The organism is Cupriavidus necator A5-1, assembly GCF_000744095.1.
Classification (GTDB): domain Bacteria; phylum Pseudomonadota; class Gammaproteobacteria; order Burkholderiales; family Burkholderiaceae; genus Cupriavidus; species Cupriavidus necator_A.
In genome coordinates this window covers 3153108-3177762 of the sequence record NZ_JQLI01000001.1, presented here as the reverse complement: position 1 = coordinate 3177762, position 24655 = coordinate 3153108, and the positions used below count along the sequence as shown (strand labels likewise).

Genomic DNA, 24655 nt, shown 5'->3' with positions numbered 1-24655 from the left:
CCGGTAGTGGCTGGAAAGACTGTTGGCGCCGTAGTTTTTACAGCCGCTGCAGAAACTGCATGTGCCGCCGTGCAGACGCCTCCCTGCGCTGGCGCCCGCGTCAAAGGCAGCGCTGGCGCAACGCTTGCGTGCCGTCGTGTGCTTGCGTGCCGTCCTGTCTATAGTGAAGGAAATGCTGGCCAAAACTGGCGTGCGTCATGTGCCGGCGAGCACAGCCCGCAACGCCGGCCCCCATGCCGCGGCGGCACCCCGTTTGCCGCGTGCAGCCGGGCCCATCAGCGCAGCCGGCCGGGGGGAGCGGCTCATCTGTTGCGAGGTAGCCATGAATTTCGCCAGCATCCTGTCGACTATCGTCCTGGCCTCATCGGTCTCGGTATCTTCGGCGCCCGTCGAGCGCCAGTTGCTTGCCATCACCCCATCCGACTTTGCCCAGCGCTTCAATACCGTCGCGCAGGACACCGGTTCCGGCCTGAGCCTGCCCAGCTTCAAGGTCAAGCCCGGCTGGCACAAAGCCGCGCCCAGCTCGGGCGTGTCGGTGCTGGTGCGCGCCAGCCGCTCGGGCTATGCCATCGATGAAGTGGTGGTGGTGTGCCGCGAGGTCGAGCGCTGCTTCCTTACCATCTGCACGGCTGCGCTTGCCATCGACGACAGCGTCAATCCGCTGCTGCTGCAGCGCTTCATCGTGGCGCGCATCGCGACCGAACTGGGCGAGGTCGGCCTGGTGATGTCGGGCCTCGCGTACATCGTGGTCACGCCGAAGGAAGACGATTATGTGGCGGTGGTGATCCGCCCCTACCTGCCGCAGGAGCGCGCTGCCTCGCCCAGCCAGGCAGCGCGCGAGCCGACCGAGCCGCCGGATCCGTATGCCGCCCCGCATGGGCCGGGCATGCCGGACAGCCACCACGCGGCGCCCCATCGGCCGCCCCATCGCCCGCTTACGCCGATTGTCTGGCACCAGGCTGGCCAAACGGTGGTGCCGGGGCAATCCTGAGCTGAGCGTCAGGTTCCCGCAGCAGCAACGCCACCGGCAGGCCGCCGAGCACGTCGCGCAGCCGCAGCCGGCCCGCGGGCGCGTCCACCACATGCCCGGTCAGCGCATCGGTCCAGCGGCTCGGCTGCGGCGCGCCCACGTTGAGCGTGGTGTCGCCCCAGCAGGCCGGCGGGATGCGCGGCACGGCGGGATCGACGCGCGCGGCCGCCAGCCGCGTCACCACCGTGATCGCCTGGCGCGAGCCCGCGGTGCGGGCAAAGGCGAGCACTTGCGGCACCAGCGCGCCATGCGCCGCCAGCATGCTGTACTGCCCGTCGCCAAAGAGGTCCGGATGCGCACGCCGTACCGCCAGTACGTGGCGCACCAGCTGCTGCTTGATGCGGCCGTCGCGCCAGTGCGCGAGCCAGTGCGCCCAGCCTGCGGCGCAGCCCAGGCGCGACTGCAGGCGCGCAAAGTCTGGCTGGTGCCGGTTGTCGGGGTCGACCAGGCTCAGATCCCAGCCTTCGCAGCCCTGGTAGCGGTCGGGTATGCCCGGCGCGGTCAGCTGCAGCAGCACCTGCGCCAGGCTGTTGAGCGCGCCGGCCGTGGCGATGCGCGCCACGAACTGCCCGATATGCGCCAGCACGCCCTGCGGCCAGCCGGCCGCGATGCCGCGCAGGAAGGTCTCGCAGGCCGCTTCGTATTCCGCATCGGGACAGGTCCAGTTGCCATGGCGCTTGGCTTCGCGGATGGCCTTCAGCTGCCACGCGGAGATGCGCGCGAGCAGTGTGTGGGGGGGGGCGTCGGGGGCGCTGTCCGCGCGGGGGCCGGTGTCTTCCATCGGCCAGGCGCCGAGCAGCGCCTGGTACAGCATCAGCCGGTCGCCGGGGTCCGGCGCCAGCGGCAGCGTGGCCAGCAGCGGTGCGCATTCGCGCTCCCAGGCGGTGACGGCGTCGGCCCAGGCGCCAGGTAGCTCGCTCAGCACCGCCAGGCGCATGCGCGCGTCTTCGCCGCGCTTGTGGTCGTGGGTGGCGGTGGCCAGCATCGCGTGCGGGCATGCCAGCCGCCGCGCCGCCATGCGCGCATGGAACTGCGCCGGCGGCATCGCCAGCTGGCCCGGATCGCTGCCCACTTCATTGCGCGACAGCAGCCGGCCGTAGCGATAGAAGGCGGTGTCCTCGCCGGCCTTGGCCGCAAGTGCCGGCATCAGCTGCTGCAGGCGGCGGCGCAGCGCCCCGGTTTCGCTGTCGGGGGCGGCCACGGTGCGCAGGCAGCCGGCGATAAAGGCCAGCGCCACCACTTCGTCGGGCGCGAGGCCGGTGCGCGCAGTCTGCAGCGCGTCTTCAAGCATCGCTTCATCGGCCTGCGCCGCCGCGGCGTCGCGGGCCGAGGGCTGCGCGTCGAAGTAGCTGCGGTAGACCGGCACCGCCGCCATCAGCGCCGCCAGCGCGCGCCGCAGCGCGGCGCGCGTCAGGTCGCGCGTGCCGGGTTCCTGCCTGGCGCATTCGTGCAGGTGCGCGGCCGCGCCCTCGTACTCGGTCACCAGGTGCCGGTCGAGCACCTGGCGTCGCGCCTCGGCGACATGCGCGGCAAAGGGGCGCGCGTCGCCGCTGACCAGCGCCCATAGTGCCCCTAGCGGCGCCTCACCTTCCCCGTCGTGCAGCACTGCGCCGACATCGTCCATGAAGTCATAGCCGGTGGTGCCGTCGACCTGCCAGTCCGGCGCCAGCCGTTCGCGCGGGCCGAGGATTTTCTCGACCACCAGCCAGGGGCGATCGAGCCGCAGCAGCGGCGGGCGCGCGGCGGCTTGGCGGTCCAGTTCCTCGCGCATCCGGCGGCAGTAGCCGGCCGGATCGGCCAAGCCGTCGACATGGTCCACGCGCACGCCGTCGATCCAGCCTTCGCGCAGCAGCCGGAAGACCAGCGCATGGACCATGTCGAAGACCTGCGGGTCTTCTTCGCGCACGCCGATGAGGTCGCTAATCTCGAAGAAGCGGCGCCAGTTCAGCGCCGCGGCGGCGCTGCGCCACCAGGCGAGCCGGTAGTGCTGGCGTTCCAGCAGCGCGTGCATCCGGGCGCGGCCCTCTGCATGCGTGGTGTCGTACCAGCCGGGCTCGCCGGCTTCGGCATCGGCACTGTCCGGCGCCAGCGGCAGCGCGTGGTCGAAATAGCGCAGGTGCGCGGCGACGTCGCCGCTGGCCGGCACCCATTGCAGTTCGCCGGCCACTAGCGTGTCCCAGTACGACTGGCCCAGCATCGGCAGCAGCACCTTGCCGTGCAGCGCGGGGTCGCGCGGGGTCCAGTCGATATCGAAACAGCCGGCATAGCGGCTGTCGCGCCCGTGGGCCAGCACGTCGCGCCACCAGCCGTTGTGGGTGACGTCGGCGGCCATGTGGTTGGGCACGATGTCGAGGATCAGTCCCAGGCCGGCCGCACGCGCTCGGCCCGCCAGCATCTTCAGGCCGGGCTCGCCACCCAGTTCGGGGCGCACGCTGGTGAAGTCGGTGACGTCGTAGCCGTGGGTGGAGCCGGGGCGTGCGCTGCACACCGGCGACAGGTACAGGTGGCTCACGCCCAGCGCGGCGTAGTAGTCGACCACGCCGGCGGCATCGGCAAAGGTGAAGCCCGGGTGCAGCTGCACCCGGGCGGTGGCGCGCGGCAGGGCGCTGGGGCCGTTGTGCGCGGCGGCCCGGTCTGCGGGGTCCGCCGCCGTGGCCGGCATCATCGCGCTCGCGCCGGGGCGGGCTCGCACATGGTGGCGACGCAGGCCAGCGGCGGCAGCATGCCGGCGGACAGTTCCGCGGCGGCGCCGGGTGCGCTCTCATGCAGCGCGGTGCTCTGGTCGCGGCACGGGCGCGTGCATGGCACCGCTTCGCTGCCCAGGTTCAGCCACAGGCTCAGCTCCATGCCGTCCGTCAGCCGCCAGCGCGCGCACAGCGCGGCCGGGCCCAGGAGATCGACGCCGGCGCTCTGGCAGCCGGCCAGCCGGTGCAGCAGCTCGCGCCGGCGGATCGACAGCAGCTCCTGGTAGTACGGGGTCCAGTCGCCGTCGTCCTCCAGCTCCGGGCGCGACGCTTCGAAGGTGGCCGGATCGTTGGGATCAGGGATGGTGGCGGCGCTCGCCTCGTCGTGGAACGCCGTGCTGGCGGCGAACTCGCGCCGCCGCCCGTCGCGCACGGCGCGCGCCAGTTCGGGCGGATGGCTGGTGAAGTAGAGGAAGGGCCGTTGCGAGCCGGTCTCTTCGCCCATGAACACCAACGGCACCTGCGGGCACAGCAGCTGCAGCGCCACCGCCGCACGCAGCGCCTGGCGCTCCGCCAGCGCGGCCAGCCGTTCGCCGAACGCGCGGTTGCCGGTCTGGTCGTGGTTCTGCAGGAAGCTGACAAAGGCGGTCGGCGGCAGGTGCGCGCTGGGCTGCCCGCGGCACACCTGCGCGCTCTCGGCGGAGCGGTGCAGCGAGCGCTCGCCCTGGTAGGCAAAGCCTTCGGCCAGCACGCGCGCCAGGTGGCGCAGCGCGGGCTGGCCGCGCTCGCCGCCGGCGCTATCGCCGGAAATAGCGCCGGCATCGCCACTGTAATCGCGATAGTAGCCGTCGTCCTCGCCGGTCAGCAGCACGTGCAGCGCATGGTGGGCATCGTCGTTCCACTGCGCGTCGAAGCCCGTGGCCAGCAGCCCTGCGTCGTTGTTGTCGTTCTCCAGGACCAGGTGGATATGACGGTTGGCGCCGTCGCCCTGGGCCAGCACGGTGCGCAGCTCACCGGGCAGCGCCGCCAGCCAGCCTTCGTCCTCGATGGCGTGGACGGCGTCCAGGCGCAGCCCGTCGAAGCGGAACTGCTCCAGCCAGTAGCGCGCGTTCTCGGTGAAGAAGCGCCGCACCTGCGGCCGGCGGAAGTCGATGGCCGGTCCCCACGGGGTCTGCCGGTCCGCGCGGAAAAACGCGCTGGCATAGCAGTGCAGGTAGTTGCCCTCCGGGCCGAAGTGGTTGTAGACCACGTCCAGCAGCACCATCATGCCGAGCTGGTGGGCCTGGTCCACCAGCGCGCGCAGCTCGTCGGGCGTGCCATAGCTGGACTCGGGCGCGAACGGAAGCACGCCGTCATAGCCCCAGTTGCGCGCGCCGGGGAATTCCGCCAGCGGCATCAGCTCGACCGCAGTGAAGCCCAGCGCCGCCACCCGCGGCAGTTGCCGCGCGGCGCCGGCGTAGCCGCCGCACAGGCCGACGTGCAGCTCGTAGACGATGGCCTCATGCCAGGGGCGCCCGCGCCAGTCGGGGCAGGTCCATGCAAAGGCGCCGGCGGCGTCGCGGGCGGGCACGATGCTGGGGCCGTGCACGTCTTCGGCCTGCCAGCGCGAGGCCGGGTCGGGCACGGTGGTGCCGTCATCGAGCCGGAACCAGTAGCGCGCCCCTTCGCAGCACGGCACGATCGCCTCGTACCAGCCGTTGGGCCCGCTCGCCATATGCACCGGCCCCAGGCCAGCGATCTCCAGCCGCACCGCCTGGCCTTGCTCGGCGGCATCCGGCGCCCACAGGCGAAAGCGCACGCGGCCGTCGCGCAGCCATGCGGGCCCGAACAGGTAGTCTTGTGCGTGATCGTCGTTGGAGGAAAAGGCTTGCGCCGAAGGCGCCGCAAAGCACTCGAGCGGCGCCAGGCTGGGCAGGGCGGACCTGGCGCCGGGGGCGAGAAGAAACGGGTTCGCGTTCAAATTCGGCTCCTGCCTTCAGAGGCCCACCGTGGGCGCGGCGTGGCGCTTCGTGGCGTTTGGGGTGTCGCAGCTTCTATGCGGTGATGCGGCGGATCCTGCCGCGCAAGGCGTGCCGGAACACGGCCGCGGCTTGCGCCGTCGGACCGGCCGGCCCTTGCGCAATGCGAACTCCATGCCAGCAGAACGGCGCATTGCGGCGCGGCATGCGGGCAGGGCGCGGGTACGCTGCAGGCGTTGTTACATGGGCGATTGTAGAAACTACGCGAGCCACCCGCACATGCGCCAGCGCACGTTCGCTGCGCCGCCGCATGGTCATGCCGCTCGCGCGCCCGCTTCCACGTCGCCGGGCGTGCCGCTGGCGCTGTGCAGCAGCCGCACCGGCACCGGTTCGACCTTCCAGATGCGCTCGCAATACTCGCGGATCGCCCGGTCCGAGGAAAACCTGCCCGAGCGTGCGCACGACAGCACCGACATGCGCTGCCAGCGCTGCGGATCGGCAAACACATCCGATACGAACTGCTGGCATTCGATATACGAGGCGAAGTCGGCCAGCAGCAGGTAGGGATCATGCTGCAACTGCGGGTCGAACAGCGGGCGGAACAGCGTCGGGTCGCCGCGCGAGAAGAAGCCCTGCTGGATCAGGTCGATCACCGCGCGCAGCTGTGGATTGCTGTGATAGTAGGCCGCGGGATCGTAGCCGCTGGCGCGCAGCGCATAGACCTCGGGCGCGGTCAGGCCGAACGGGAAGAAGTTGTCGTGCCCGACGGCCTCGCGCAGCTCGATATTGGCGCCGTCCATGGTGCCGATATTGAGCACGCCATTCATCGCGAATTTCATGTTGCCGGTGCCGGAGGCTTCCTTGCCCGCCAGCGAGATCTGCTCGGACAGGTCCGCCGCCGGGTAGATGCGCTGCCCGTAGGTGACGTTGAAGTTGGGCAGGAACACCACCTTGAGCCGGTCGCGCACCTGCGGGTCGCGGTTGATCACGTCCGCCACCGAGGTGATGAAGCGGATCATCAGCTTGGCGTACACGTAGCCCGGCGCCGCCTTGCCGCCGAACAGGAAGGTGCGCGGCTGGATCTCGGCGTTGGGGTCGGACTTGATGCGGTGGTACAGCGCGATCACGTGCAGCACCGCCAAGTGCTGGCGCTTGTACTCGTGAATGCGCTTGACCATCACGTCGAACATCGAGGATGGGTCCACCACCACGCCGGTGGTGTCGCGGAGCAGCTGCGCCAGGTCCACCTTGTTGGCGTGCCGCGCGGCCTGCCATTGCTCGCGGAAGCCGGCATCGTCCGCGTAGGGTTCGAGCGCGCGGAGCCGGTCCAGGTCGGAGACCCAGCCATCGCCGATCGCATCCGACACCAGCCGCGTCATCCGCGGGTTGGACAGCGCCAGCCAGCGCCGTGGCGTGACGCCGTTGGTGATGCTGGTGAACTTCTCCGGCCACATCGCGTAGAAATCCTTGAGCACGTCCTCGCGCATCAGCCGCGAGTGCAACTCGGCCACGCCGTTGATGGCGTGGCTGCCCACGCACGCCAGGTTGGCCATGCGCACATGGCGCTCGCCGTGCTCATCGATCAGCGACAGCCGCGCCAGGCGCGATTCGTCGCCGTAGAAGCGGATCCGCACCTCGTCGAGAAAGCGCGCGTTGATCTCGAGGATGATCTCCAGGTGGCGCGGCAGCACCCGCCCAAACAGCGGTAGCGGCCACTGCTCCAGCGCCTCGGGCAGCAGCGTGTGGTTGGTGTAGGCAAAGGCATGTTGCGTGATGTGCCAGGCATCGTTCCAGGGCAGGTCGTGGTCGTCGACCAGCAGCCGCATCAGCTCGGCAATGCCCACGGCGGGGTGGGTGTCATTCAGCTGCACCGCGAACTTCTCGTGGAAGCGCGTCACCGGGATGCCATCGACGGCCAGCAGCCGCAGCATGTCCTGCAGCGAACAGGCGACGAAGAAGTACTGCTGCTCCAGCCGCAGCTCCTTGCCCTGGCTGGTTTCGTCGTTGGGGTAGAGGACCTTGGTCAGGTTCTCGGAGGTGACCTTCTTGCTGACCGCGCCCAGGTAGTCGCCGCGGTTGAAGGTGTGGAAGTCGAACGCCTCGGTGGCGTCGGCGCGCCACAGCCGCAGCGTGTTCACTGTGTTGACGCGGTAGCCCAGGATCGGCGAGTCGAACGGCACGCCCACCACGGTCTTGGCCGGCACCCAGCGCACGCGGTAGTGGCCGCGATCGTCGGTGTAGTGCTCGGTGTGGCCGCCCAGACGCACCTGCACCGCCCATTCGGAGCGCTGGATCTCCCACGGGTTGCCGTTGCGCAGCCAGGTATCGGTCTTCTCCACCTGCATGCCGTCCATGATGGTCTGCTGGAAGATGCCGTATTCGTATCGGATGCCGTAGCCGAGCGCGGGGATTTCCAGCGTCGCCAGCGAATCCATGAAGCACGCTGCCAGCCGGCCCAGGCCGCCGTTGCCGAGCCCCGGCTCGACCTCCTGCGCCAGGATACTGTCGAGGTCCAGCCCGGCCGCGGCCATGGCCTCGCGCACCTCGTCGTAGATACCCAGGTTGATCAGGTTGTTGCCCAGGTGCGGGCCCATCAGGAATTCGGCGGACAGGTAGGCGACAGTGCGCGAGGGCTGGCCCAGGTAGGCTTCGGCGGTGCTGATCCAGCGCTGCACCAGGCGGTCGCGCACGGTATGCGCCGCGGCCTGGTAGAGGTCGTTCTCGCTGGCGTGGCCGGGCAGCTTGCCCTGGGTATGGAACACGTGGTCCAGGAAAGCGCGGCGCAGGCTGGCGCCGGACAGGGCGGTACGGGTGTCGTCGGCATGCTCGGGCCGGAGGGCGTCCTTCATGGCGAGGCTCCTGCGCATGTTGGTGCGTCAAGCTTAGCGGATCAGGCAATGTCGCAACGCGGGAATTGGCTACGGCACTGCCACAAGGTCTGGCAGCCGCCACATGTACGGCTGGCGGCGCGCTGAGGGGTGCGCTGAGGGGCTAGCGGCGCGGCGGGGGCCGCGCGCCGTGGCGGCCACCGCGCACGGCTTCGGCGCGGGCACGCACCTCGGGCGTGTCGGCCAGCGCACGCACGTCGGCATCCAGGCGCCGTTGCCAGTTGGGATGGACACTGGTGGTGCCAGGCAGGTTGGGCTGCTCGGCCTCGCCCAGCAGGTCTTCCAGCGGCACCACGCGCAGCGCGGTGCGCGCCGTGCCCAGCCACGCCAGCACCGCGTCGAGCGGCGCATGGGCCGGGCCTGGCTCAGGGCCGCGGCACAGGCCGGCGTCGCACAGCGCCTGCCACAGCGCGCTGCGTTCGCGCGCGCGGCCGGCGTGGGCCTGTTCGATGGTTTCGCCGGGCGCCAGCAGTTGCAGCCGCTCGCGCCAGTCCAGGTCGCGGCCGGCCCACCAGCCGGCTACCGTGGGCAGGTCGTGCGTGGAGGTGGTGGCAATGGCTTCTGCCGGCCACTGGGCGGGTGGCAGGAAGGCCGGGACGGCGTCGTCAGGCTTGCGGGCTTCGTCGCCGGTATCGGCCGGTGCACTGTCCTCACTGTCCCCACTATCATCCTCGCGCTGGAACCACAGCACGTCGATCCCCAGCACGCCGCGCGCCGACAGCGCCGCATTCAGCTCCGGCGGTACCGTGCCGAGGTTCTCGCCGATGATGATGGCGCGGTGCCGCCACGACTCCAGCGCCACCAGCCGCAGCAGGTCGTCCAGCGGATAGCGCAGGTAGGCACCGTCGCTGGCCGGGGCGCCGCCCGGTACCAGCCACATGCGCGCCAGCCCCAGCACATGGTCGATGCGCAGCCCGCCGGCATGGGCCAGGTTGGCACGCAGCATTTCCAGGAAGGCGGCAAAGCCATGCTGGCGCAACCCGCGCGGCGAGAACACCGCCACGCCCCAGTCCTGTCCCAGCGGGTTGTACACGTCCGGCGGCGCGCCCGCATGCACGCCCGCCAGGATTTCCTGCTGGCGTGTCCAGGCCTGGCTGCCGCCAGGGTCGGCGCCCACCGCCAGGTCGGAGACGATGCCGATGGCCATGCCGGCATCGCGCGCGGCGCGTTGCGCGCGCGCCATCCCGTCGCCGGCGATCCACTGCAGGAAGGCGTGGTAGGCCACGTCGTCGGCATGGGCCTGCGCAAAGCCGGACACCGCGGCATCGGTGGGGGAGCGCAGCGTCACCGGCCAGCAGCGCCAGTCCGGCGCGGCGTTGTGGTTCAGGCCGTTGGCGCTGTCGGCCAGGCGCTGGGCCTGGATCGCCTCGTAGCAGGCGTGCGCGTGCAGCGCGGTGCCGCCGCGTGCGCGGAAGGCGGCGCAGTCGTCCAGCGCCGCGCGCGGCAGCAGCGTCTCGCGGCGCTGCCACAGCCACTGCAGGACGGCGTAGCGCAGCGGCGTCAGCGCGATCCAGTCGATCTCGGTGCGCGCCTCCAGCGCGGCCAGCGCCTCGCCCGCGCCCAGCGCGGCGATGGCGGCGTCCAGCGCGGCCTGGCCGAACAGCACGGCCGGGTCGGCATAGAGCGGGTTCAGGAACAGCCGGCTGGACGGCGCATACGGGCTGTAGCGCTCGGGCAGCGCGGCAAAGCCCGCGTGCAGCGGGTTGATCGCCACGGCATCGGCGTGCGCGCCGGCCGCGCTCACGCAGCACTGCGCCAGCGCACTCAGGTCGCCCATGCCGCAGGGCGCGCCGCGGCGCAGGCTGTAAAGCTGCACCGCCAGGCCCCAGGGCCGCGCGCGCGGGTCGGCGCCGGCGCGTCCGGCATGGCGCAGGGCATCGGCCACGCCGTAGCAGCGCGGCGGCGCCACCGCCAGCACGGTCTGCGCGCCGCCCAGTTCCAGGCGGTGGTAGCCGCATACGTCGATGGCCGGCAGCAGCATGGTGCCGTGGTTGCCGCGCGCGCTGTCATCGTCGCCGCGCACCGCGGTGCCGGTGACGATGGCGCCGTCTTCGAGCGTCAGCCGGTAGGCGCGCTGCGGCAGCGTGTGCGGCCACGGCACGGCCACCGGCCTGCCGCGCTCGGCGGTGATGAGCGGCGGCAACGCATGGACGGCATCGTCGGCGGCCAGCCACGCGCGCGAAGCCTCGCACTGGCCGGCGGTGGCGCACGGCAGGCCGAGGCCGCTGAGCACGCGCCGCAGGGCGTCGTCGGAGACGGTCTGTGGCTGGTTCCAGGCATCCGTCCACTGCGGCAGCAGGCCCGCGCACAGCGCCAGCTTCTGCAGAGGCGTGGCGGCCGGCGCGGCACTGCGGTGCGTACGTCGTCGGGTCATTCCTGTGTCTCCTGCGGCGCGCCCAGCGGCGGGCTTTCCTGGTGCGGGTTCTCGCGGCTGCGGGCCGGGGCGGCCAGCAGCACCAGCGAATGGCCCGGCACCGCCTGGCTCTCGCCCACCGCTTCGCCGGCAAGCTCGGACTCGGTGGCTTCGGGCCGACTGCTGTCGAAGAGCAGGGTCCAGGCCAGCTTGGGGCCAGACAGCAGGAACGACGCCTCGGCCTCGCCGGCGTTGAGCAGCAGCAGCGTCACCTGCACGGTGCGCGCATCGTCCTCGTCCTCTTCCTCTTCCGGCAGCGATCCCAGCTGCGGGCGCTCCGGTTGCGGCGGCGCGGCCGCCCGGCGCAGCGCCAGCGTGCGGATCTCAGGATCGGCCCATTCCTCGGGGGTGGGCGGCTTGCCGTCGGTATCGAACCAGGCAATGTCGGCGATGCCGCGCGCCGGTTCCTGGCGCCCGTGGGCGAAGCGGTCACCGGTGAGGGCGTGCAGCCGCCGGCGCAGCGCGAGCAGGCGGCGCACCATGTGCTGCAGCGGCTGCGCGCCGGGCGTCTGGGCCTGCTTCCAGTCGATCCACGAAATCTCGTTGTCCTGGCAGTAGGCGTTGTTGTTGCCCTGCTGGCTGCGGCCCCATTCGTCACCGGCGGTCAGCATCGGCGTGCCCTGCGCGAGCAGCAGCGTGGCCATCAGCGCCTGCGCCACGCGGCTGCGGCGCTCCAGGATCTCAGGGTCGTCGGTGGGGCCTTCGACGCTGCCGTCCGGGCTCCAGTTGGCGCTGGCGTTGTCGTCGGTGCCGTCGCGGTTGTCCTCGCCGTTGGCCTCGTTGTGCTTGGTGCTGTAGCTGACCAGGTCGGCGAGCGTGAAGCCGTCGTGCGCGGTGATGAAGTTAACGCTGGCCCATGGGCGCCGGTGGCGCCGGTCGAACAGGTCGGCCGAGGCCGCCAGCCGCGCGGCCAGCTCGCCGCGCTTGCCGGCATCGCCGCGCCAGAAGCGGCGCACCACGTCGCGGAACTTGTCGTTCCATTCGGCAAAGCCGGGCGGGTGGTTGCCGAGCTGGTAGCCGCCGGGTCCCAGGTCCCACGGTTCCGAGATCAGCTTGACGCGGCTCAGCACCGGGTCCTGCATCAGCGCATCGAAGAAGCCCGAGCCCTGGTCGAAGCCGTTGCCCTCGCGCCCGAGCGTGCTGCCCAGGTCGAAGCGGAAGCCGTCGACGTGGTAGCACTCCACCCAGTAGCGCAGCGAGTCCATCACCATCTGCAGCACGCGCGGGTGCGACAGGTTGAGCGTGTTGCCGCAGCCGGTGTCGTTGATGTAGTGGCGCTCGTCGCCCGGCATCAGGCGGTAGTAGCTGGCGTTGTCCAGGCCGCGCCACGATACCGTCGGCCCCATTTCGTTGCCCTCGCAGGTGTGGTTGTAGACCACGTCCAGGATCACTTCAATACCGGCGGCATGCAGGCGCCGCATCGCCACCTTGCATTCCTGCAGCTGCCCGGTGCCCAGGTAGGCCGGCTCCGGCGCGAAGAACGCCATGGTGTTGTAGCCCCAGTAGTTGCGCAGCCCGCGCTCCAGCAGGAAGCGGTCCTGCAGGATGGCGTGCACCGGCAGCAGCTCGACGGTGGTGATGCCCATCTGCACCAGGTGGTCGATAAAGCGCGGGTCGCACAGCGAGGCGAAGGAGCCGCGCAGGTTGGGCAACAGGTCGTCGCGCAGCATCGACAGGCCGCGCAGGTGGGCTTCGTAGATGACGGTGGATGGCCACGGCACCGCGGGCGGGCGGTCGTCGCCCCAGTGGAAGCTCTCATCGATCACCACCGCCTTGGGCATGCTCTGGGCGCTGTCGCGGCGGTCCGGCGTCAGGTCGCCGCGCGTGCTCTGCAGGCGGTAGCCGAACAGCACATCGGCCCAGCGCACCGGGCCGCTCAGCTGGCGCGCGTACGGGTCCAGCAGCAGCTTGTGCGGGTTGAAGCGGTGCCCGTGCGCGGGATCGTAGGGCCCGTGCGCGCGGTAGCCGTACAGCGTGCCGAGCGATGCGTTGGGCAGGTAGCCGTGCCAGATTTCGTCGGTGCATTCCGGCAGCGGCATCCGCGTCAGTTCCTTACGGCCGCTCTCAGAGAACAGGCACAGGTCGATGCGCGCAGCATGCGCCGAGAACACCGCGAAGTTGACCCCCAGCCCGTCCCAGTGGGCCCCCAGTGGGTATGGCTTGCCCGGCATCAGCCGGTCTGCGAACGGTCGGGGCATGTCGTTGCGCCTTATGCACCCTCAACCTGGTCAAGCCGCAGCACCAGCGTGGCCAGCGGCGGCAGCGTCAGCGCCAGCGAGGCCGGTTGGCCGTGCGAGGGCACGTCCACTGCCGTCACCGTGCCGCCGTTGCCGACATTGCTGCCGCCGTAGCACTCGGCGTCGGTGTTCAGGCATTCCTGCCAGGGGCCGGCAAAGGGCACGCCGAGGCGGTAGCCGTAGCGCGGCAGCGGCGTCATGTTGGCCACCACCAGCACCACCTCGCGGCTGCCCGGCGCGGCGCGCCGCAGCCAGGCAAAGACGCTGTTGTGGTTGTCGTCGCCGACGACCCACTGGAAGCCTTCCGGACTGTGATCCAGCGCATGCAGCGCCGGCAGCTCGCGGTAGAGCCGGTTCAGGTCGCGCACCAGCGTGTGCATACCGCGGTGCATGGGGTGGTCGAGCAGCGCCCAGTCCAGCTCGGCGTCGTGGTTCCATTCCTGCCACTGGGCCAGCTCGCCGCCCATGAACAGCAGCTTCTTGCCGGGGTGGGTCCACATAAAGCCGTAGTAGGCGCGCAGACCGGCAAAGCGCTGCCAGTCGTCGCCAGGCACCTTGCCGATCATCGAACCCTTGCCGTGCACCACCTCGTCATGCGACAGCGGCAGCACGAAGGCTTCGGACCAGGCGTAGACCAGCCCGAAGGTCATGTCCTGGTGGTGCCACGCGCGGTGGACCGGCTCGTGTCCCAGGTAGCGCAACGTGTCGTGCATCCAGCCCATGTTCCACTTGAAGTCGAAGCCCAGCCCGCCGCTGGCGATGCTGGCGGTGACGCCGGGCCACGCGGTGGATTCTTCGGCGATGGTCAACGCGCCCGGGCAGCGTTCGTGGACCACAGTGTTCAGTTCGCGCACGAAGTCGACGGCTTCCAGGTTTTCGCGGCCGCCGAAACGGTTGGGGACCCACTGGCCGGGCTCGCGGCTGTAGTCGCGGTAGAGCATGGAAGCCACCGCGTCCACGCGCAGGCCGTCGGCGTGGAAGTGCTCCAGCCAGTGCAGCGCGCCGGCCAGCAGGAAGCCGCGCACCTCGTTGCGGCCAAGGTTGTAGATCAGCGTGTTCCAGTCCTGGTGGAAGCCTTCGCGCGGGTCCATGTGCTCGTACAACGCGGTGCCGTCGAAGCGCGCCAGCCCGTGCGGATCGGTGGGGAAGTGCGCCGGCACCCAGTCCAGGATCACGCCGATGCCGGCCTGGTGGCAGCGGTCGACAAAGGCGGCGAAGGCCTGCGGCGGGCCAAGCCGCGCGGTGGGCGCATACAGCGACAGCGGCTGGTAGCCCCACGAGCCGCCGAACGGATGCTCGGTGATCGGCAGCAGTTCGATATGGGTGAAGCCCAGCTCCTGCACGTATGGCACCAGCCGCTCGGCCAGGACCTCCCAGCCGCGTTGCGTGTCGTTGGCCGCGCGCAGCCATGACAGGGCGTGGACCTCGTAGACCGACATCGGCGATGCGTAGGGGTTGGCGGCGTCGCGGCGCGCCATCCAGTCGGCATCGTGCCAGTCGAAGGGCGGCGCACTCTTGCCGGGCGCGGTCACCACGGAAGCGGTCTCAGGCGGCGGCTCGGTGGCGAGCGCGAGCGGATCGGCCTTGTCGGGCAGCTCGGTGCCGTGCGGGTCGAGCAGGTCGTACTTGTAGCGGCAGCCCGGCCCGGCGCCCAGCGCCGCCGGCACGAACAACTCCCAGATGCCGCTGGGATGGCGCAGCCGCATCGGGTGCCGCGCCGGATGCCAGCCGTTGAAATCCCCGATCACCGACACACGCCGCGCATTCGGCGCCCACACCGCGAAGCGCACCCCGTCGACGCCGTCCACGCTCTCCCATTGCGCGCCCAGGCACTCGCCGAGCTTGAAGTGCCGGCCCTCGGCGATCAGGTGCAGGTCCAGTTCGCCCAGCAGCAGGCCGAAGGCATAGGGGTCGGCGGCGCACTGCTCGGAGCCGTCGGGCCATTGCACTCGCAGCCGGTAGTCGGTGGCGTGGGCTTGGCGCTCGCGCGCGGGCAGGCACCCGGCAAAGACGCCGCCGCCGTGCAGCGGCTCCATCGGTGCCAGTGGCGTGCCGTTGGCATCGGCCAGCTGCACCGAGACCGCGCCCGGCAGGCAGGCGCGCACCAGCGTGCCGTCGCCATCGGGATGCGGACCCAGTACGGCAAACGGGTCATGGTGGCGCGCGCCGAGCAGGGCGTCGAGTTCATGCCCCGGCAGCATGCCCGCGCCGCGGGTGCTTGTGGTCGGGGGGCTCATGGCTGGCCTCCCGGCACCAGCTTGCGCACCAGGCGCGCCAGGCCGCTGACCGGCAGGTCGATCCAGGCGACGCGGTTGGCGGCTTCGTAGTCGACCTCATAGGCTGCGCGCTCGAGCAGGAACAGGTCCAGCAGCGGCTGCAACTGGTCGGACGCCACCCACGGCGCGGGCGACGCTTCCATATGCTGCTGGTAGCTGCTCAGGAAGGCTTCGTTGGCGGTGCTGCGGAAGCGCTCCAGCAGCACGGCGCGGCGCTCGGCCAGCTGCGGGGGCAGCTCGGTATGCGTGCGCTCCTGGCGATCGGTGCCCACCGTAGCCGCGGCGTAATCGAGCGAACGCAACAGCCCGGCGACGTCGCGCAGCGGCGAGGCCTTGCGGCGCCGCCAGTCCAGCGGCAGGCCGGGCTCGCCCTCGAAGTCGACCAGGTAAGTGTCGTTCTGCGCGATCAGCACCTGGCCGAGGTGGAAGTCGCCGTGGATGCGCGTCTGCAGGCTGCCCGGCGCCGTGGCGGCGAGTTGCTCGACCAGCGCCGGCAGGACGTCGCGCGCGGCCGCGAGCGCCTGCACGTCAGCTTCGAATGACTGCTGTTCCGAACCCTGCATGCTGGCGGCGCGCTTTTCCAGCAACGCCAGCGCGCGCTGCAGCGCCTTCATGGCCTGCTCGGCCCAGGCGTGCGCATCCTCGTTGCTGGCGGGCTGCGGCGTGAAGGCGTCGTCGTCGGTAGGCCGCGCCAGTACTTCATGCAGCTCGGCCAGGCGGCGCCCGAGCGTGCCGGCCAGCGCCGCGTAGCCGTTCATGGCCTCGGCGAACTCGTCCTCGCTTTCCTGCGCCGGCAGCGCGTCGTCGATGGCGCGGCCGAGGTAGTCCAGGGTCCAGTCCCAGCCGTTGCCCTGGTTGAGGATATAGCCCTGCAGCAGCATCAGCGTGTGCGGCACGCCGTCGGCGCCGGTGCGCACCACCTCGCCCAGCAGCGAGGCGGCGTGGGCATAGCCCTGCGCGGTCAGGTAGCGCGTCATCTCGGCTTCGGGATGGATGCCGCCGGAGAGCCGGCGCACCAGCTTGAGCACGGCTGTGTTGTTGTACGACAGCGAGCTGTTGGACTGCTCGGCCGACATCCATTCGATCGGGTCGTGCTCCAGCTCCAGCGCGGCCAGGCCCGGTTCGGCCAGGAAGCGGATGGTGTCCTGCCCGGCGCGCATTTCCGCGCCGTTGCGCAGCGCGCGCACCACCTCGCGCGCAAAGGGTTCGACCACGAAGCCGTCGGTGGCCAGCCCCACGCGGCTGCCCTGGCGCACGCGCGCCATCGACAGCCCGTGCGCCAGCTGCGACACGCTGTCTGCGCTTTCGCGGTCCCACAGGATGCCCACCGGCAGCTGGTAGCGTTCGGTGCGTCCGGACAGCACCACCTCGACCTCGCCGAGGTAGACGTCTTCACCACTGGCGCCGCGCGTGAACGGCAGCACATAGGCCATGCCGACGCGCTCGATGCGCTCATGCTTGGACCCGAACCAGCGGCGCCGGCTGATGTAGTGCGGCAGCACTTCGGTGGCCAGGATGCGGCGCGAGGCGTCCGTCAGCTCCGGGCGGGCGACGTTCTGCATTACGAGGGTGATCTGGTCTGGCATCTGTTCGGGCGCCTCCACGTGCCACGACGGCGGCTGCGCCTCGTCGCTGAGCACGAACCAGTAGAAGCCATAGGGCGGCAGCGTCAGCAGGTAAGTGAGCGTGCCGATCGCGGGAAAGGGCGTGGCCCCCATCATCTCAACCGGCACGCGGCTGTTGAAGGCGGACAGGTCCAGCTCCACGGCCTGCGGCGCGCGCGACAGGTTGGCCACGCACAGGATGTGCTCGTCGTCGTACTCGCGCAGGTAGGCCAGGATCTTGCGGTTGCCGGGGAACAGGAAGCGCAGCGTGCCGCGGCCGAAGGCGCGGTGCTTGCGCCGCAGCGCCAGCATGCGCCGCATCCAGTTCAGCAGCGAATGCGGGTCGCGCGCCTGCGCCTCGACGTTGACGGCCTCGTAGCCGTACAGCGGGCCCTGCAGCGGCGGCAGCACCAGCCGCTCGGGGTCGGCGTGCGAGAAGCCGCCGTTGCGGTCGGGCGACCACTGCATCGGGGTGCGCACGCCGTCGCGGTCGCCCAGGTGGATGTTGTCGCCCATGCCGATCTCGTCGCCGTAGTAGATCACCGGCGTGCCCGGCATCGAGAACAGCAGGCTGTTCATCAGCTCGATGCGGCGGCGGTCGCGCTCCATCAGCGGCGCCAGGCGGCGGCGGATGCCCAGGTTGATGCGCGCGCGCCGGTCGGTGGCGTAGACCTCCCACAGGTAGTCGCGCTCGCTGCTGGTCACCATCTCGAGCGTCAGTTCGTCATGGTTGCGCAGGAAGATGGCCCACTGGCAGTTGGGCGGCACCTCCGGCGTCTGGCGCATGATGTCGGTGATCGGGAAGCGGTCTTCGCGCGCGATCGCCATGTACATGCGCGGCATCAGCGGGAAGTGGAAGGCCATGTGGCATTCGTCGCCTTCCGGCTCGGGGCCGGTCAGGCCGAAGTACTGCTGCGCGTCCTCCGGCCACATATTGGCTTCTGCCAGCAGCATGCGGCCGGGAAAGCGCGCGTCCAGGTGGGCGCGGATATGGCGGATGACAGCATGGGTCTCGGGCAGGTTCTCGTTGCTGGTGCCTTCGCGCTCGACCAGGTAGGGCACCGCGTCCAGGCGCAGCCCGTCGACACCCATGTCGAGCCAGTAGCGCATCACCGACAGCACCTCGTTGAGCACCTGCGGGTTGTCGAAGTTCAGGTCCGGCTGGTGCGAGTAGAAGCGGTGCCAGAAGTAGGCGCCCGCCACCGGGTCCCAGCTCCAGTTGGACTTCTCGGTGTCGCAGAAGATGATGCGGGTGCCGGCGTAGGCCTGGTCATGGTCCGACCACACGTAGTAGCGCCGCGCCGCCGAGCCGGGCTTGGCGTTGCGCGCGCGCTGGAACCACGGATGCTGGTCGGAGGTGTGGTTGATCACCAGCTCGGTGATCACGCGCAGCCCGCGCGCATGCGCCGCGGCGATAAAGCGGCGCGCGTCGGACAGCGTGCCGTAGTCGGGGTGGACGTTGCGGTAGTCGGCGATATCGTAGCCGTCGTCGCGGCGCGGCGACGGGTAGAACGGCAGCAGCCAGACCGTGTCCACGCCCAGGTTGACCAGGTAGTCGAGCTTGGCCAGCAGGCCGGCAAAGTCGCCCACGCCGTCGCCGTTGGCGTCATAGAAGGACTTGATGTGGAGCTGGTAGATGACGGCATCCTTGTACCAGAGCGGGTCGGCGTTGAGCAGGGCGGCACTGCCGGTTTCGGTGAGGCGTTTCATCCGTGTCTCCACGTATGCCTGTCAGGCGCCGTGCGGGTCGGTGGATGCCGGTACTGACGCAGGGCGGGGCGCGGGCCGCTCCAGCGGGCGCACATGCCAGACCGCGAAGGGCAGGTGCGTCGGATCCAGCCGGATGTGCTGGTGCTTGCCGCGCAGCTCGAAGTGCGCGCCGCGCATCAGCTCCTGCACCGCCACCCGGGCATGGTCCGGCAGGCCCCATTCCCACAGCGGCAGTTCGATATCGGCCTCGTGCGCGTGGCGCGGGTCCAGGTTGATCGCCACCAGCAGCACGTCGTCGCCGAACAGGTAGTCCGTGCCCGGCACGAAACGCGCGAACCACAGCACCGCATCGCTGCCGGCGTGGTAGAAGCGCAGGCCCACGTGGTTCTGCAGCGCCGGGTGGCTGGCGCGGATCTCATTGAGGCGCGAGATCTCGGCGACGATATTGCCGGGCTGGTGCCAGTCGCGCGCGCGCAGCTGGTATTTCTCGGAATCCAGGTACTCCTCGCGCACCTTGCCGTCGAGCACGAAGGGCGCGCTCTCGCACAGCTCGAAGCCGCTGTACATGCCCCACAGCCCCGACAGCAAGGTCGCCAGCGCCGCGCGGATCAGGAACGCCGGGCGGCCGCCGTGGTGCAGGAAGTAGGGGTTGATGTCGGGCGTGTTGACGAAGAAGTGCGGGTGGAAGAAGTCGCGCAGCGGGCCCTGGCTCAGCTCGGTCAGGTACTCGGTCAGCTCCCACTTGGTGTTGCGCCAGGTGAAGTAGGTGTACGACTGGCTGAAACCCAGCTTGGCCAGGCGCGCCATCATCTTGGGCCGGGTGAAGGCCTCGGCCAGGAAGATGGTGTCGGGGTGGCGCGCGCGGATGTCGGCGATCATCCATTCCCAGAACGGCAGCGGCTTGGTGTGCGGGTTGTCCACGCGGAAGATGCGCACGCCATGGTCGGCCCAGAACATCACCACGTCGCGCAGCGCCTGCCACAGCGCGGCGCCGGCGGGCGGCGCTGCGTAGAAGTCGACGTTGACGATGTCCTCGTACTTCTTGGGCGGGTTCTCGGCGTAGCGCAGCGAGCCGTCGGGGCGGTGCGCGAACCATTCCGGGTGGTCGCGCAGCCACGGATGGTCGGGCGAGCACTGGATGGCGAAGTCGAGCGCCAGCTCCAGGCCGTGGGCTGCCGCTGCATCAAGCAGGCGGCGGAAGTCGTCGAAGGTGCCCAGCTCGGAATGCAGCGCGTCGTGGCCGCCTTCCTCGTTACCGATTGCGTAGGGGCTGCCGGGATCTCCCGGCTTTGAACGCAGGCTGTTGTTGCGGCCCTTGCGGTGGGTGCGGCCGATCGGGTGGATCGGCGTGAAGTAGAGCACGTCGAAGCCCATCGCGCGGATCGCGGGCAGGCGCGCGATCACGTCGTCAAAGGTGCCGTGGCGCTGCTCGTCGTTGCTTTGCGAGCGCGGGAACAGCTCGTACCAGCTGGCGTAGCGTGCGGCGAGACGGTCGGCCTCGACCGGCATCGCCAGCGGGTGGCGCGAGGCGAACTGGCGCCCGGCGGGCGTGGCCATCACCGTCTGCACGGCGGCGGCGGTGCGCGGCGACAGCAGGATTTCCAGGCGGCGTTCGTCGTCGCCGGCGGCTTCGGTCAGTTCATCGACGAGGGCGGACAGTTCGCTGTCCGCGGGCGACTTTCCGCCGTTCTTCCTGCCATTGCCTTTCTTGCCATTCTTGCCGGCGGGCCCCAGCACCATATCGGCCACCAGCCGCGCGCCTTCCTCGATCTCCAGCGCCACGTTGAGGCCGGCGGCGCGTTTCTTGCCGATTTCGTCGAGCCAGGTGGCGTAGGCATCGCGCCAGGCTTCCACGGTGAATTCATGCCGGCCCAGCGCCACCAGCGGGAAACTACCTTCCCAGCGGTCGTTGATCACGGGTTGCAGCGGCGCCTCGTGCCAGTCGGATTCGCCGGGCGCGCGCCACAGCACCGCCGCGGCGAGCTTGTCGTGGCCATCCATCCAGATATCGGCGCTGACGGTGACGCGCTCGCCGACGATGCGCCGCACCGCGAAGCGGCCGTCGTCGCAGGCGGGCTCGACGCGTTCGATGGCGATGCGTGGTGCTTCCATCGCCGCCACCACGCTGCCCAGCCCGGTGGCCGCCAGCGTTTCATGCCCGTGCGGCTCGCGCGCGTCGCGGCGCGGCACGCCGGGGCGCGTCAGCGGCACTGGCGGCACTTCATAAAGGCGGATATCGGCGGGCGCCAGCGTGATGTTGGCGAGCGCATCGAGCCGGCTGGCGCCGTCGAGCGTGCCGCCCGGTCCGCCCGGCGAAGCTTCCAGGTGCGCACTGGCATGCGGCAGCGCGCTCAACACGCGGTCGGCGCCGAGCGTGCCGGGGGCCATCGGATCCGGATTGACCACCACGGCCAGCGCCGCGGCGCCGTTGGGCAAGGCGTTCGCCCTGTCATCGGCAGCGGCGCCGGGCACGGCGCAGGAGCCGTCGGGCGCTGGCAGCCGGGCGAGTACCGTCAGGGGCGCGTCCGGCCCGCTCAGCAGCCGCACCGACAAAGCCGGGGCGGGGTCGCGAGCGGCCAGCCAGGTATTGGCTTCGAGCAGTTCGTGGGTGATGTCGTAGGGAGCGCCATCCTGCGCAGCCCCGGCGGGCGCCAGCGGATCGCGGGCGAGCGCGCCTCCGGTCTCGAATCCCGCCGGCACCAGGATGCCGTCGCCGATGGCGGCGGCGGTCCACAGCGCACGCCGTGCACTGAGCGCATCCTGGCGCGCCGGGGTCAGCGCCGGCGCGGCCAGGACGCGGCCAAAGCGGCGCAGGCGCGCGATTTCCTCGGTCAGCCAGGCGCTGCGGAAGTCCCACCACGGCAGCGAGCAGAAGGCGGCGTCGAAGCCCGCAGGTGCCAGCTCGTCCAGCTGCGCGGGGTTGAGCCCGGGCGTCCAGGCCAGGAAGCGCGGCGTACCGCGCGCCGGTTCCGGCACGGCGTCGTCGCGCAGCGTCGCGGTCAGCGCCGCCCACCATTTGCCAGGCACGCGTGCCGGCGCGCGGCAGCAGAATCCCGCCGCACCCGCGGCCCACGCCATGCGCAGCTGCGCCGCCCACCACTGCACCAGTGCCTCGGCCACCTGTGGGTCGTGCCAGCGCAGGCGCGCGCCGGGGATGTGGTTGTCGGTTTCGTGGGGGGCGAAGGCAGGCGCGCTGGTGTCGATCCAGCGCGGGTCGGCGGCGCTGTCCGCGCCGTCGGCGGTAAAGCGGTCCAGTGAGAGATCGAGCAGCGGCGCCAGCCCATGCCGGGCGCACGCCGCGAGAGCGTCTTCTCCGAGTAGGCGCGGCCAGCCGCCAATCAGTACGTGGTCGAAGCCCAGCGCCGCCACGCGTTTCAGCGCATGCTCATCGGCGTCGGGCGTTCCGGTCAGGTCGATCTGGCAGATCCGCACAAAGTCCTCCCGGGGTTTCGCTCCGCTGGAGCAACAATGCCCCGCCCGGCGCCTCGCGGCCAGCCGGCGGGATGGCACTGCCACGCGAAGTGCGTGCCAGCACGCCCGGCGTTGCTTCAGTCAGTGTCGGTCGAAGACGGTTCAAGGGCAAGCGCCCGATCGAACGATGTGCGCGATGGGCAACTACTTGTAAAAAGTACCCGCGCCGTTCTTGCCGATGGAAAGAACGCGCATAACGGATCGGCCGTGCCGGCGGGGTGGACTGCCCGGTACGCTTCTTGCCCTTGTTGACCGGAAGGTGCCAACGCTGACCAGGCGCGCCTGCGTCAAGGCGGGGCGAACCGATCAACACGACATGGAGCGCATGCGCATGGACTGGTGGCTGGAGGCAACGCAATGGCCGGCGATGGTGGTGACGGTGATCGCCACCTGGATGGTCGGGTCGCGCTCGATCGCGCGGCGGCGCGCGGGCTTCTGGGTATTCATCGCGAGCAACTTGCTGTGGATTGCCTGGGGGTGGCATGGCGATGCGTACGCGCTGATCGTGCTGCAGCTGGCCCTGATCGTCATGAACCTGCGCGGCATGCGCGTGGCGCGCAAGGCGTGGCGGGCGGCCTCGCACCGCGCGTTTTCCGCAGTTGGCGCCGGGCGGGAAGGGCACCTATCCTTGTCGGACCCTGGCGTGCGGGCCGCGCGCGGCAGGACCGGTGCCAACGGACAACCGCCGGCGGAAGCCGGTCCTGATCGATGACTTCACGGGTCCGGCCACGGACCAGGGCAGGTGTGCCATGGCGAAGAAAAAGATCCTGTTGCTCAATGCGCTGATCGCGGCCTCGCGCGAGGGCGAACACGCTTGCCGCAGGGCGGCCATGGCCGCGGCCAATCCGCACCTGAAGTCGCTCTTCACCAGCCGCGCCAATGCGTTTGCGCTGGCCGCGCAAGAGCTCCAGGCCTGCCTGCTGGACCTGGGACAACAGCCTGAGTCGGTGGCGATACCGGCCCCCTCGTCCGGGCGCGGCATCGGCAAGGGCAGTTCTGATCGCGCCCTGCTGCAGGCCATCAGCAAGGGCGAGCACGCGGTGCAAAGGCGCTATGCGCGTGCGCTGCGCGCGCATGTCCTCGGCTCGCGCCTGCGCGCGGTAGTGCGGCGCCATTACCGGGGCGTGCAGGTCAGCCATGAGCTGTTTCGGGTGCTGCACGAACGGTACCGCTCCGCGCGCACCACGCCTTAGCGCGAAGGCGCCCGCATTTCTTACAAGGATTCGAACGAATTGCACGCCGCTGCGGTGTGGATGTCCGGCGGGCACTGAACTTGCGGGATGGCGTCATCGCTTCCGTGCCCTGCCCGCCGTCACCGCCACTGCCACCGCCATGCCCACTGCCACGTCCGCCGACCTGCAAGCCTTCGAGCATGCCGCCCGCCTGGTGCTGATGTACGGCCTGGTGCCGCTATGGCTGCTGGCCGGCCTGGCCGACTGGCTGTGCCACCGCGCCACCCACATCGAGCGCAATGCCGGTCCCACCGAATCGCTGCTGCATATGCTGATGCTGGCCGAGGTCGGCCTGCCGATGCTGATGGTGCTGTTCCTCGAGGTCAACGCGCTGGTGATCGGCATTGTGCTCGCCGCACTGGTGATCCATGAGCCCACCGCGTGGTGGGACGTGCAGTACGCCAGCAAGCGGCGCCATATCGCGCCGGTCGAGCAGCACATGCACAGCCTGCTCGAGGTCCTGCCGCTGACCGCGGCGTCGTACCTGGTGGTGATGTACTGGAGCCAGTTCCTGGCCCTGTTCGGGTTGGGCAGCGAGCCGGCGCGCATGGCGCTCAAGCCCGAGCCACTGCCGCCCGCCTACCTGGCCGGGCTGCTGGGTGCGGTGGTGGTGCTTGCGGGCCTGCCTTACCTGGAAGAGCTGTGGCGCTGCGTGCGCTGGCGCCGGCGTGAACGCGAGGCGGCCCTGGCGCAGTCCACGCGGGCCGCGCGCGGCGGCGGCTTATAGCCGCGTGGCCGCGCCCGCCCGGTGGCGGCGGGCACCTCCGTCCGCTGGAGCGCCCGCCGTGGCCCCGGGCCTTGCCGGGGCCAACCCCTGAAGGATGCTGCTTACTGCTTCGGTGCCGGGCTCGGCGAATCGCCCTTCGGGCCGCTCGGCGCATCGGCGGTCGGTGCCGGCGGCGCGTCTTGTTCGCGCGGCTTCTTGCTGCGCGAGCTCGACTGCTTGGTCGACTTCGACTTCTTCATCTCCTTGGTCGAGCCTGGGGCCGAGGCGGCACCCATGTCGGTGGCGGCCGGCTGGTTGCGCGAAGCGCCGGCGCCTTCGATGGGCGGCGCGCTCGGGTTCGGTGCGCGAAGCAGGCGCTTGTTGAGCGAAGGCCGGCAGGCAGAGCGCGGTGCCGACGACCAGTGCCGTCGTAGCGAGGGTGCGTT

General features: G+C 70.5%; 13 protein-coding genes. 4 read left to right on the top strand and 9 right to left on the bottom strand.

What is annotated here, in order from left to right:
* Positions 1–322 precede the first annotated feature (322 nt).
* Entirely contained in the window at positions 323–991 is a 669-nt protein-coding gene (locus K307_RS14125; protein WP_042879014.1) for a hypothetical protein, read from the top strand.
* On the opposite strand, the gene treY is transcribed toward K307_RS14125, so the two are convergent.
* From treY to K307_RS14085, 8 genes are all read right to left on the bottom strand, one after another.
* Entirely contained in the window at positions 936–3695 is a 2760-nt protein-coding gene (treY, locus tag K307_RS14120; RefSeq protein ID WP_419187121.1) for a malto-oligosyltrehalose synthase, read from the bottom strand. The genes K307_RS14125 and treY overlap by 56 nt on opposite strands.
* Entirely contained in the window at positions 3692–5674 is a 1983-nt protein-coding gene (gene treZ, locus K307_RS14115; RefSeq protein WP_042879012.1) for a malto-oligosyltrehalose trehalohydrolase, read from the bottom strand. Before treZ ends, treY begins: the two co-directional genes overlap by 4 nt.
* A gap of 312 nt (positions 5675–5986) precedes the next feature.
* Entirely contained in the window at positions 5987–8521 is a 2535-nt protein-coding gene (locus tag K307_RS14110; RefSeq protein WP_042879011.1) for a glycogen/starch/alpha-glucan phosphorylase, read from the bottom strand.
* Positions 8522–8663: 142 nt separating this feature from the next.
* Complete coding sequence (malQ, locus tag K307_RS14105) at positions 8664–10934, bottom strand: 4-alpha-glucanotransferase (protein WP_042879009.1); 2271 nt, start codon at positions 10932–10934, stop codon at positions 8664–8666.
* On the bottom strand, positions 10931–13171 hold the full coding sequence (gene glgX / locus K307_RS14100; RefSeq protein WP_042879007.1) for a glycogen debranching protein GlgX: 2241 nt from the start codon (positions 13169–13171) through the stop codon (positions 10931–10933). Before glgX ends, malQ begins: the two co-directional genes overlap by 4 nt.
* Positions 13172–13182: 11 nt before the next feature.
* Positions 13183–15447: a 1,4-alpha-glucan branching protein GlgB gene (gene glgB, locus K307_RS14095; RefSeq protein ID WP_042879006.1), complete on the bottom strand. Its 2265-nt coding sequence runs from the start codon at positions 15445–15447 to the stop codon at positions 13183–13185.
* Positions 15444–18800, bottom strand: coding sequence for a maltose alpha-D-glucosyltransferase (gene treS / locus K307_RS14090; RefSeq protein ID WP_042879004.1), 3357 nt, complete (start codon positions 18798–18800; stop codon positions 15444–15446). Before treS ends, glgB begins: the two co-directional genes overlap by 4 nt.
* A gap of 21 nt (positions 18801–18821) precedes the next feature.
* Entirely contained in the window at positions 18822–22232 is a 3411-nt protein-coding gene (locus K307_RS14085; protein WP_042879002.1) for an alpha-1,4-glucan--maltose-1-phosphate maltosyltransferase, read from the bottom strand.
* 298 nt (positions 22233–22530) lie between these two features.
* On the opposite strand from K307_RS14085, the gene K307_RS14080 reads away from it, so the two are divergent.
* The 3 genes from K307_RS14080 (at position 22531) to K307_RS14070 (ending at position 24230) form a co-directional block, all read left to right on the top strand.
* Positions 22531–22983 (top strand): hypothetical protein, encoded by a 453-nt coding sequence (locus tag K307_RS14080; RefSeq protein WP_230625668.1) that lies wholly within the window; start codon positions 22531–22533, stop codon positions 22981–22983.
* Positions 22984–23020: 37 nt separating this feature from the next.
* On the top strand, positions 23021–23464 hold the full coding sequence (locus tag K307_RS14075) for a PA2169 family four-helix-bundle protein (protein WP_042879000.1): 444 nt from the start codon (positions 23021–23023) through the stop codon (positions 23462–23464).
* Between the two features lie 139 nt (positions 23465–23603).
* Positions 23604–24230 (top strand): hypothetical protein, encoded by a 627-nt coding sequence (locus K307_RS14070; protein ID WP_051974879.1) that lies wholly within the window; start codon positions 23604–23606, stop codon positions 24228–24230.
* Between the two features lie 101 nt (positions 24231–24331).
* Here K307_RS14070 and K307_RS49465 read toward each other — a convergent pair whose 3' ends face one another.
* The gene (locus tag K307_RS49465; protein ID WP_230625666.1) at positions 24332–24505 is read right to left on the bottom strand and encodes a hypothetical protein; all 174 of its coding nucleotides are present in this window, start codon (positions 24503–24505) and stop codon (positions 24332–24334) included.
* Between the last annotated feature and the right edge of the window lie 150 nt (positions 24506–24655).

Excerpts from the sequence above, each read along its gene's own strand:
- K307_RS14125 (WP_042879014.1), top strand. The coding sequence starts at position 323 with ATGAATTTCGCCAGCATCCTGTCGACTATCGTCCTGGCCTCATCGGTC.
- treY (WP_419187121.1), bottom strand. The coding sequence starts at position 3,695 with ATGATGCCGGCCACGGCGGCGGACCCCGCAGACCGGGCCGCCGCGCAC.
- K307_RS14110 (WP_042879011.1), bottom strand. The coding sequence starts at position 8,521 with ATGAAGGACGCCCTCCGGCCCGAGCATGCCGACGACACCCGTACCGCC.
- malQ (WP_042879009.1), bottom strand. The coding sequence starts at position 10,934 with ATGACCCGACGACGTACGCACCGCAGTGCCGCGCCGGCCGCCACGCCT.
- glgX (WP_042879007.1), bottom strand. The coding sequence starts at position 13,171 with ATGCCCCGACCGTTCGCAGACCGGCTGATGCCGGGCAAGCCATACCCA.
- glgB (WP_042879006.1), bottom strand. The coding sequence starts at position 15,447 with ATGAGCCCCCCGACCACAAGCACCCGCGGCGCGGGCATGCTGCCGGGG.
- treS (WP_042879004.1), bottom strand. The coding sequence starts at position 18,800 with ATGAAACGCCTCACCGAAACCGGCAGTGCCGCCCTGCTCAACGCCGAC.
- K307_RS14075 (WP_042879000.1), top strand. The coding sequence starts at position 23,021 with ATGGCGAAGAAAAAGATCCTGTTGCTCAATGCGCTGATCGCGGCCTCG.
- K307_RS14070 (WP_051974879.1), top strand. The coding sequence starts at position 23,604 with ATGCCCACTGCCACGTCCGCCGACCTGCAAGCCTTCGAGCATGCCGCC.
- K307_RS49465 (WP_230625666.1), bottom strand. The coding sequence starts at position 24,505 with ATGGGTGCCGCCTCGGCCCCAGGCTCGACCAAGGAGATGAAGAAGTCG.